Below are 10,846 nucleotides of genomic sequence, written 5' to 3' on the forward strand. Positions count from 1 at the left end.
CCCTGGCATCTACTCGCTTTCCCCCTACAGCCCCGAGGAGCAATGCTCGCGCGATTACCTCATGAGCGGCGAGCCCGATGTTGTCGTCCAAGTCGTCGATGCCACCAACCTCGAGCGTAACCTGTACCTGGCGCTTCAGGTTATCGAGACCGGCCTGCCCGTGGTCGTTGCCCTCAACATGGCCGACCTGGTCGAGAAGAACGGCGATAAGATCGACACGGACAAGCTCTCCAAGAAGCTCGGTTGCCCGGTTATGATGATCTCGGCTCTTAAGAACAAGGGCATCAAGGAGCTCTTCGAGCAGGTAAAGAAGTCTGCTGCTTCCAAGGGCCAGGTGCCGGAGCACAAGTTCGATTCCTCCATCGAGGACGTTCTGGACCACATCGAGAACAACCTTCCGGCGAGCGTTCCCGCCAACAAGCGCCGCTACTACGCTGTCAAGCTGTTTGAGCGCGACGCGGACGCCTGCAAGCTCATCAACCTCACTAAGGAGAAGGCTGCTCGCGTAGAGCAGCTGGTCGCCCAGTGCGAGCAGGATTGCGATGACGACGCCGAGTCCATCATCACCGGTGAGCGCTACGGCGTGATCGCGCACATCATCGACGAGTGTCTCACCAAGGCCCCGGCCAAGATGAGCACCTCCGAGAAGATCGACCGCGTGGTTACCAACCGTATTCTGGGCCTGCCGATCTTTGTCGTCATCATGTTCTGCGTGTACTACATCGCCGTTTCTACCTTGGGCGGCACGGTGACCGACTTCACCAACGACCAGCTCTTTGGTACCGACGGTTGGTATGTGCTCGGCCAGGGCCGCGACGCCTACGATGAGGCTGTCGAGGCCGCGGGTGATGACGCTGACTCGGTCGACCCGGCGCAGTATGGCCCGTATGTTCCGGGTATTACCACCATGGTCCACGACGCGCTTGTGGCGGGTGGCACCGAGGACGGTGGCCTGGTCGATTCGCTCGTCTGTGACGGTATCGTCGGCGGCCTGGGCGCCATCTTCGGCTTTGTGCCGCAGATGTTCCTGCTTTTTGTGATGCTGTCCTTCCTGGAGGACTGCGGCTACATGGCCCGCGTTGCCTTCATCATGGACCGCGTGTTCCGCCGCTTTGGCCTGTCCGGTAAGTCGTTCATCCCCATGCTCGTGTCTTCGGGCTGCGGCGTCCCCGGCGTCATGGCTACCAAGACCATCGAGAACGAGAAGGACCGCCGCATGACGGTCATGACTACCACGTTCATCCCCTGCGGCGCTAAGCTGCCGATCATCGCCCTGCTCATGGGTCCCATCATCGGCGACTCTTCCACCACCGCGGCGTGGATCAGCCCGCTCTTCTACTTCCTGGGCGTCTTTGCCGTCATCGCCTCGGGCCTTATGCTCAAGAAGACCAAGCTCTTCGCCGGTCGCCCGACGCCGTTCGTTATGGAGCTTCCCGCCTACCACTTCCCGGCGATCCGCTCTTGGGCGCTGCACGTGTGGGAGCGCTGCTGGGCCTTTATCAAGAAGGCCGGCACGGTCATCTTCGCGTCCACTGTCGTGGTTTGGTTCCTGTCCAACTTTGGTAGCTACAACGGTTCCTTTGGCTTCCTGCCTGCGATGGACGGCATCCCCGAGGAGTTCATGGACTACTCCGTGCTCGCCATGCTCGGCAACCTGGTCGCTTGGATCTTCGCCCCGCTCGGCTTTAGCACCTGGCAGGCAACCGCACTGACCGTCTCTGGCCTCGTCGCCAAGGAGAACGTCGTCGCCACCGCCGGCTCGCTGCTGTCCGTCGCCGACGCGGGCGAGACCGACCCGAGCCTGTGGACCGCGTTTGCCGGCATGTTCCCCACCATGGGCGCTTGCGTTGCCTTCGGCGCCTTCAACCTGCTGTGCGCTCCGTGCTTTGCCGCCATTGGCACCATCCGCAACCAGATGGACTCTGGCAAGTGGACCGCGATTGCCATCGGCTACGAGTGCGCCTTCGCTTGGGTGATCGGCCTGTTCATCAACCAGTTCTACAACCTGCTTGTCCTTGGACAGTTTGGTATCTGGACGATTGTGGCCATCGTGCTGCTGGTCGCGATGCTCTTCCAGATCTTCCGTCCCATGCCCAAACATGCATGGACCGATGAGGACGAGACCAACACTGCTTCCGCCGCAGTTTCCGCTTAAGTCCGAATAAGGATCAACCCCTTTCCGAAAGCCCGGGTGTCCCAGCGACACTCGGGCTTTTTGGTAGGGAGATGTGGCGTTTCCGCAGATAAAACCAACCAAAATAAACCTGTCCCTTTTTGGTAGGTGGAGAATGGGGTAAAGTAAGTGGTGGTTAACTAGAGGAGGCTTGCTATGGCACCTATCGATATTGTTGTACTGGCTGTTATCGGTATTGCGTTTGTCGCGGTATGCGTGCGCATCTACCGCAAGGGCACCTGCGCCGACTGCGCTCAGGGTGGCGTTTGCACGGGGCATTGCTCCAACAAAAAGACCTGTGCCGCACTTAAGGGCGTAGACAAAATCGCCGAAGACTTGGGCCGCGGTATCAAATAAGGTCCGAACATCCAAGCGCCCCGCGGGCATTCGTTCGCGGGGCGCTTTGTGCATTTGGGGGAGAGCGCGGCGAGTTGAAGAGTAATTTTGGGTATCGTTAAATCAGTTGCGGTGAAATACGGACTGTTTTGGCTGTCAAAGGCCTTATCTACTCCGTATTCCACCGCAACTTTTTGTGGGGTGGGCTAGAGACGCTGCATGCGGTACCCGACACCCATGTGCGTCTGAATCATCTTGGGGTGAGAGGGGTCTGCCTCGATCTTCTTGCGCAGGGTGCGCATGAACACGCGCAGGCTCGCCAGATCGCTGTCCCAGCTCGTGCCCCATATCTCGCGGGTGATGAAGGTGTGGGTGAGCACCTTGTCGACGTTTTTCGCCAGAAGGACGAGCAATTTGTACTCGGTTGGGGTGAGCGAGAGCTCGCGTCCGTCTTTCGTCGCGTATCCCGCGGCGTAGTCGATATGCAGCGGACCGTTGTCGAACGTGCTTGCTTCTGTCGACTCACTCGACGCCATCGAGGAGCGCCTCAAATTCGCACGGACGCGCGCGAGCAACTCATCCACAGAAAAGGGCTTGGTGAGGTAGTCGTCTGCCCCTGCGTCAAGCGCTGCAATCTTGTCGGAATCTTCGGTGCGCGCCGAAATGACGATAATGGGGACTGCCGACCAGCTTCGGATCTTCGTGATGACCTCGATACCGTCAATGTCGGGAAGGCCGAGGTCGAGCATGATGAGGCTGGGGCCGTGCGACACCGCATCCATGACGGCGGCCTGGCCGTTACAAACCTTGCTCACGACATAGCCGTGGAGGTCAAGCGCGGTCGAAACGAGGTTTTGAACGGCCAGGTCATCTTCGACCAGGAGGATGCGTGGCTTAGCGGCATTATTCATGAATCTCGATCTCCTCGGCGGGCAGGGTAAAACGGAAGATGGCCCCATGGGGGTGGTTGTCGCGAACCTCGATGACGCCGCCATGCGCCCCCACGATGGAGCGGCAGAGCGACAGCCCAAGGCCGATGCTTCGACGCGAATCCACGGGCTGCGTATTGCTTGAGGTGAAGAAGCGCTCAAAGATATGAGGCTTGTCGCAGTCTGCCACACCCGGCCCATCGTCTGCGACGTCCACCACGACGAATGCACCCTCGCGACGTGCGCTGATGGTGACAGTCGAGTCCTCGGGCGTGTATTTGAAGGCGTTCATGATGAGATTCGTAAGCACCTGCATGATGAGATGGACGTCGATGCGTACCAGCAGGATGTCGTCAGTGTGCTCGATGGTGACGGCACGTCCATGCGATGCTTGGGCGACATGGCTGAGGGCAGCCTCGATGACCTCGTCGATGAGCTCGGATGTGAAGTTGAGGCGAATGGTGCCGTCCTCGACGCGTGTGATGGCGAGGAGGTTCTCCACGGTATCGATAAGCCAGAGGGAGTCGTCGTAGATGGCATCGGCAAGATCGCAGCGTTGTTCGAGGCTGAGCTTCTCGTCGCTCTTCCGAAGGATTGCCGCAGATCCGGATATAGCCGTGAGGGGTGTCCTCAAATCGTGGCCGATGGAGCGCAAAAGGTTGGCGCGCAGCTGCTCGTTTTTCGCCAAGACCGCAGCTTCTTCGCGCTCTTGCGCCGCCCGGTCGCTTTCGAGCGCCAAGGCGCATTCACCTACGATAGATAGGACGATCGAATGCTCGAAGGCTTCGATCTCGCGCCCCTCCAGGTCGATGCCGATGACACCGAATACCTTGTCGCCGGTGCGAACCGCGAGGTAGAGACAGCGCGCCTCAGGCAGGGTCCGCGTGCTTGCGCCCGCGCGCTTGTTGTTGGTATAGGTCCAGGTTGCAACGGCGCGCTCGTAGTCGGTGAGCAGCGTCGCGGATCGGTTTTCGGTGCCAGCGGACTCATAGAGCGTCTTGCCGAGCGTGCCGTGTTCGGCGGTGTAGAAGACCACGTCGAGTTTTAGCAGTTTGATGAGTTGGTTCATGGCGACGCGGGCGCACTCCTCCGCGCTATGGGCTTGCTGCAAGAGCTGGTTCGTTTCGAGGAGTACGCGCGTTTTGAATGCGTTCTCGGCGGAGGTACGGGCGTTGTCGGCGATGCGCGCAGTTAACTCGCCGGCGACCATAGCGGTAGCGAACATGATGCCGAACGTGACCAGATAGCTTCGGTCGTAGCTGGCGAGCGAAAACAGAGGCGTGACGAAGCAGAAGTTGTAAAGCACTACAGAGAGCACGCTCGATACGATCGTGCAGATACGCCCCGTCGTGGTGACGGCGGTCAGCAGGGCCGTGAGGATATAGAGGGATATGATGCTGGAATCGGCAAATCCCAGATGGCGGAAAGCCGTGCCGATTGCCGTGGCGACAAGAGAGAGGGCCAGCGTGCGAAGTACGTTTCGGCTGCTGGGCGGCTGCAGAGAGAGCGCACGGCGGCGTCCTTTGGGCCGGGAGGGCGGAGTCGACTGGTCTGGAATGATGTAAATGTCGAGGTTCGGGGCGAATGTTATGAGCTGTTCTACGAGAGATTTGCGGCCGAAGAGGGTCTGACGGACGCTGCTGCGCTCGCCCGTGCGCCCCATGACGATCTTCGAAATACCCGACAGGCGCGCGAACTCGGAGATCTGAAACGCGACGTCGTCGCCATAGACGGTTTCCATATGTGCTCCGAGCTGCTCGGCTAGGGCGATATTGGCTGCAAGCTTGGCGCGCTCGTCATCGCTCATGGCTTGCGTGCGCGGGCTCTCTACGAACAGGGCGACGAGCTCGCTGCGAAACGCTTTCGCCATGCGTGCGGCGGCACGGACGATGCGGGGATTGGTCGGCGCCGGGGAGACACAGACTAAGATACGCTCCTTGGTGTAGTAGTCACGGTTTCCCAGCACGCGTGCGGCGTCTGTGAGGTGGCCGGTGCGATCGGCGCAGCGGCGCAGCGCGATCTCTCGGAGTGCGGTGAGGTTCTCGACGGTAAAAAAATGTTGCTGCGCTCGGTCGGCTTGTGCGGGACGGTAGACGAGGCCGGCGCGAAGGCGCTCAAGTAGGTCTTCGGGCTCTATGTCGACGAGCTCGACCTGGTCGGCATCATCGAAGATACGGTCGGGGATTCGTTCGCTCACGACAACGCCGGTGATGGATGCAACCATGTCGTTTAGGCTCTCGATATGCTGAACGTTCACGGTCGTATAGACGTCGATGCCCGCATGTAGAAGTTCCTCGACGTCTTGATAGCGTTTGTCGTGGCGAGACCCCGGCGCATTCGTATGGGCAAGCTCGTCGACAAGGATGAGCTGAGGGGCGCGCCCGATAGCCGCATCTAGATCGAACTCGTTGAGCGTAATGCCGTTGTGTTCGATGAGTTTGCAGGGCACGTTCTCAAGCCCTTGTGCAAGATGGGCAGTTGCCGGACGTTCGTGCGGCTCGATGTATCCCGCGACGACGTCGACACCTCGCCGCTCGGCGGCGTGGGCGGCTTGAAGCATCGCATAGGTTTTGCCTGCGCCAGCAGCGTAGCCAAAGAAAATCTTGAGGTGTCCCCGGCTGGTTCGAGCGTCATCGGCGACCTCGTCTTTCTCAATTGCCTTGAGGATGAGGTCTGGATTGACGCGAGTGTCCGATGCGTCGCGCTGCATAGCGTAGCCTTTCTGAAGCGTTGTCCATGCGTGCATACGCGGCGAGGACGCCACTGTATGCTCGCGAGGTCGAGTATAGGCGCACTGCTGCCGCAATAGTGCTTTCTACCTGCATCTTTACGGCATCTTAAGGACGTGAGCCCCGGCCCTCACGCCTCTTTAATCCCTAGAAGCGTTTACTGTCCCCAGACGCTTGCGAGAGCAGGCGTCCGAGACATCGGACCGCGCGTGAAAGGGGCGGTAAATGGACATCCTCATTCCCATCATCGGAGTCGTCTGCATTGGACTCTTTATCTATTACATCTACATTCTGATGAGGAGTGATTCGTAAACTATGGAGGCTGCGATTCAGTACATCTTGTACTTTGCCGTGCTCGTCGTCCTGGCCGTTCCGCTCGGTCGGTTCATGGCCCATATCATGGATGGTGAGCATACGTTCCTGTCGCCTGTGATTGCTCCTGTGGAGCGTGGCGTCTATCGTCTGCTTCGCATCGACGCGGCAGAGCAGATGGGGTGTAGACGCTATTTGGCGAGCGTGCTGGTCTTTTCGGGGATCGGCCTCGTGGCTCTTGTGGCACTCCAGGCGCTTCAGTCCTTCTTGCCAGGCAATCCCCAGCACCTGCCGGGTGTGTCATGGGACCTGTCGTTTAATACGGCTGCTTCCTTCATAACCAACACCAACTGGCAATCCTATTCCGGTGAGACCACCCTGTCCTACTTTGTGCAGTTCATGGGCCTCACCGTGCAAAACTTCTTGTCCGCCGGCACCGGTATTGCGGTCATGTTCGCGCTCATCCGCGGTTTCCGTCAGGTCAAGGAGCAGGGTCTGGGTTCCTTCTGGGTCGACCTCACTCGCGCCGTCCTGTATGTGCTCATCCCGCTGAACCTTGTGTTCGGCATCTGCCTGGCTGCCGGTGGTGTCATCTCCAACTTCCAGCCGGCTCAGAAGGCTGAGCTCGTAGAGCCCGTCGCTGTCCAGCCTAATGCAGACGGCGGCTGGAGCGTCATCGACGGCGCCCAGATCGAGGGCGACACGGTCAAGGTCGACGGCAAGGTTGTCGAGGGTGCGCGCGTGGTCACCGAGCAGTTCCTGCCCCAGGGTCCCGCGGCTCCTCAGGTCGCCATCAAGCAGTCCGGCACCAACGGCGGCGGCTTCTTCGGCGTGAACTCCGCTCATCCGTATGAGAACCCCAGTGCCTTCACCAACATCATCGAGATGACCAGCCTGCTGCTGATCCCGGCCGCCTGTTGCTTCACCTTCGGTATCGGCGTCAAAAACACCAAGCAGGGCAAGGCCATCTTTGCCGCCATGTTTATCCTGCTGGTGATCTTCACCGGCATCATTGCCGCCAACGAGCATGCGGGCACCCCGCAGCTGGCCGATGGCGGAGCGGTCAATATCGAGATGACCGACGGCCAGGCCGGCGGCAACATGGAGGGCAAGGAGAGCCGTTTCGGTATCGCCTCCTCTTCCACCTGGTCCGCTTTCACGACGGCTGCTTCCAACGGCTCGGTTAACTCCATGCACGACTCCTACACCCCGCTGGGCGGTTTTGTCCAGATGCTCCAGATTGCTCTGGGCGAGGTCGTCTTCGGCGGCGTGGGTTGCGGCCTGTACGGCATGATCGGCTTCGCCATCCTCACAGTGTTCATCGCCGGCCTCATGGTCGGACGCACGCCCGAGTTCCTGGGCAAGAAGATCGAGCCGGGCGAGATGCGCTGGGCAGTTGTCCTGTGTCTGGCAACTCCGTTTGCCATTCTGGTGTGCTCGGCCATTGCCTGCATGGTGCCCGGTCTTGCCGACCAGCTCAACAATGGTGGCGCGCACGGCTTCTCCGAGGTGCTGTATGCCTTCACCTCATGCGGCGGCAACAACGGCTCGGCGTTTGCAGGCATGAACTGCAACATTCCCTGGATCAACGTCATGCTCGGCCTCGAGATGCTGTTCGCCCGCTTCATGCCCATCATCGGTACGCTGGCTATCGCCGGCTCGCTGGCCAAGAAGGGTAAGGTCGCCGAGAGCGCCGGTACCCTGTCTACCACCAACGGCATGTTCGTATTCCTGCTCGTGTTCATCGTTCTGCTGATCGGTGCCCTGAGCTTCTTCCCGGCCCTGGCGCTTGGCCCCGTTGCCGAGTTCTTCCAGATGATTGCGTAAAGGAGGGCGCAGATTTATGACTATGCAAAAAGACATGATGGGCCGCGCGGTCCGCGACTCGTTTGCCAAGCTGGATCCTCGCGTCCAGATTCAAAACCCGGTCATGTTCCTGGTGTGGCTTTCCGCCGTCATGACCTCCGTCCTGGCCGTCGCTTCCATTTTCGGTGTGCAGGACGCGGGTGTGCCCACCTACTATGTGGTCGCCATCGCGGTCATCCTGTGGCTCACCGACCTGTTCTCGAACTTCGCCGAGGCGCTTGCCGAGGGCCGCGGTAAGGCCCAGGCCGATTCCCTGCGTGCGGCCAAGAAGGATGTCGAGGCCCATCGCATCGAGTCCGTTGAGGACAAGGAGCACTTCACCGTCGTTCCCGGCACCGAGCTCACGCGCGGCGACCTGGTGATCGTACGCGCCGGCGAGCAGATTCCCGGCGACGGCGACGTCATCGAGGGCGCTGCCTCCGTTGACGAGTCCGCCATCACCGGCGAGTCCGCCCCCGTGGTCCGCGAGGCTGGCGGCGACCGCTCTGCCGTTACCGGCGGTACCACGGTGCTGTCCGACTGGATCATCGTCAAGATCTCCAGTGAGCCCGGCCAAAGCTTCCTGGACAAGATGATTGCGATGGTCGAGGGTGCCGCGCGCAAGAAGACCCCTAACGAGATCGCTCTGGAGATCTTCCTGGTGGCCCTCTCTATCGTCTTTATCCTGGTCACGCTGGCCCTGTATTGTTACTCCTACTTCTCGGTCGGTCTTAACGACATGGTCAACCCCACGGCCGTGACCACGCTCGTGGCGCTGCTCGTGTGTCTGGCTCCCACTACCATCGGCGCCCTTTTGTCCGCCATTGGCATCGCCGGTATGAGCCGTCTGAACGAGGCCAACGTGCTGGCCATGTCCGGCCGCGCCATCGAGGCCGCCGGCGACGTCGACATCCTCATGCTCGACAAGACCGGCACCATCACCCTGGGTAACCGCCAAGCCGCCGAGTTCATCCCGGTCGATGGCGTCGATCCCGCGGAGCTGGCCGATGCCGCCCAGCTTTCCTCGCTGGCCGACGAGACCCCCGAGGGCCGTTCCATCGTCGTGCTCGCCAAGGAGCAGTTCGGTCTGCGCGGCCGCACGCTCGAGGATAAGGGTATGGAGTTCATCCCGTTCACCGCAGCAACGCGTATGTCCGGTGTGAACTACGAGGGCAATGAGATCCGCAAGGGCGCTGCCGATTCCGTGCGCACCTATGTGGAGGCAGCCGGCGGCGTGTTCTCCCAGGAGTGCGACGAGGCCGTCGAGCGCATCGCCAAGGCCGGCGGCACCCCGCTGGTCGTGACCAAGAACTGCCGCGTGCTGGGCGTTGTGTACCTCAAGGACATCATCAAGTCCGGCGTTAAGGAGAAGTTCGCCGACCTGCGCAAGATGGGCATCAAGACCATCATGGTGACGGGCGACAACCCACTCACCGCCGCGGCAATCGCCGCCGAGGCCGGCGTTGACGACTTCCTGGCCGAGGCCACCCCTGAAGGCAAGCTCGAGAAGATCCGCGAGTTCCAGCGTGAGGGGCACCTGGTCGCCATGACCGGCGACGGCACCAACGACGCGCCGGCGCTGGCGCAGGCGGATGTCGCCGTGGCCATGAACACGGGCACCCAGGCTGCCAAGGAGGCCGGCAACATGGTCGACCTCGACTCCAGCCCTACCAAGCTCATCGAGGTTGTGCGTATCGGCAAGCAGCTGCTCATGACCCGCGGTTCGCTCACGACCTTCTCGGTGGCCAACGACATGGCGAAGTACTTCGCTATCATCCCGGCCCTGTTCTCGCCGATCTATCCGGGCCTTGGCGCGCTCAACATCCTCGGTCTGGCAAGCCCGCTGTCCGCGGTTCTTTCGGCCATCATCTATAACGCGCTCGTTATCGTCGCGCTGATCCCGGCCGCGCTGAAGGGCGTTAAGTACCGCGAGGTACCGTCCGGACAGCTGCTGATCCACAACCTGCTCGTGTGGGGCCTGGGCGGCATCGTTGCCCCGTTCGTATTCATCAAGCTCATCGACATGCTGCTCGCGTTCTGCGGCATTATGTAAGTGGAGGTTTGTATGTTCAAAGGTGTTGCATCGCGCGCACTGGGCGTGTTCGCGCTGTTTACCGTTGTCTGCGGCCTGGGCTATACGCTCGTCGTGACCGGCATCGCCCAGGTTGCGTTCCCGTATCAGGCGAATGGTTCGCTCATCAAGGTCGACGGCAAGGTTGTGGGTTCCGAGCTCATCGGCCAGAACTTCGATGATGAAGCCCACATGTGGGGTCGTATCCAGAACGTGTCAATTGTCGAAGGCGAAGATGGCGAGCTCATGGCGTATGGTGCCCCGTCCAACCTGTCCCCGTCGAGTGAGGAGTATCGGCAGCTGATTGATGCGCGCGTGAAGAAGATCCGCGCTGCCAACCCCGATGCCGATATGGACGCTGTGCCCGTCGACCTGGTGACGTGTTCGGGGTCCGGCCTCGACCCGGAGATCTCCCCCGATGCCGCCGAGTACCAGGTACCGCGCCTGGCGA

General features: G+C 60.7%; 7 protein-coding genes. 5 read left to right on the top strand and 2 right to left on the bottom strand.

Translation table 11 applies throughout. The annotated features are described in order from the left end of the window. Both feoB and AB5Z54_RS04935 read left to right on the top strand, forming a co-directional pair. The coding region (gene feoB / locus AB5Z54_RS04930; protein WP_368160589.1) for a ferrous iron transporter B at window positions 1-2,155 on the top strand (2,155 nt) is incomplete at its 5' end. Between the two features lie 174 nt (window positions 2,156-2,329). Then, a complete protein-coding gene (locus tag AB5Z54_RS04935) occupies window positions 2,330-2,530 on the top strand; it encodes a hypothetical protein (protein WP_035136858.1) in 201 nt (66 codons plus the stop codon). A 185-nt stretch (window positions 2,531-2,715) separates the two neighbouring features. Here the strand turns inward: AB5Z54_RS04935 and AB5Z54_RS04940 are convergent, their stop codons facing one another. Beyond that, on the bottom strand, window positions 2,716-3,420 hold the full coding sequence (locus AB5Z54_RS04940) for a response regulator (protein ID WP_368160592.1): 705 nt from the start codon (window positions 3,418-3,420) through the stop codon (window positions 2,716-2,718). Further along, a complete protein-coding gene (locus tag AB5Z54_RS04945) occupies window positions 3,413-6,148 on the bottom strand; it encodes an ATP-binding protein (RefSeq protein ID WP_368160595.1) in 2,736 nt (911 codons plus the stop codon). Before AB5Z54_RS04945 ends, AB5Z54_RS04940 begins: the two co-directional genes overlap by 8 nt. 334 nt (window positions 6,149-6,482) lie before the next feature. Between AB5Z54_RS04945 and kdpA the strand changes: the two genes are divergently transcribed. The 3 genes from kdpA to AB5Z54_RS04960 form a co-directional block, all read left to right on the top strand. After that, a complete protein-coding gene (gene kdpA / locus AB5Z54_RS04950) occupies window positions 6,483-8,306 on the top strand; it encodes a potassium-transporting ATPase subunit KdpA (RefSeq protein ID WP_368160598.1) in 1,824 nt (607 codons plus the stop codon). Window positions 8,307-8,322: 16 nt separating this feature from the next. After that, the gene (kdpB, locus tag AB5Z54_RS04955) at window positions 8,323-10,377 is read left to right on the top strand and encodes a potassium-transporting ATPase subunit KdpB (protein ID WP_368160601.1); all 2,055 of its coding nucleotides are present in this window, start codon (window positions 8,323-8,325) and stop codon (window positions 10,375-10,377) included. Between the two features lie 12 nt (window positions 10,378-10,389). Beyond that, a partial coding sequence (locus tag AB5Z54_RS04960) for a potassium-transporting ATPase subunit C (RefSeq protein ID WP_368160604.1) occupies window positions 10,390-10,846 on the top strand: 457 nt, incomplete at its 3' end.

The organism is Collinsella aerofaciens, from assembly GCF_040910185.1.
In the GTDB taxonomy this organism is placed as follows: Bacteria; Actinomycetota; Coriobacteriia; order Coriobacteriales; family Coriobacteriaceae; genus Collinsella; species Collinsella aerofaciens_BF.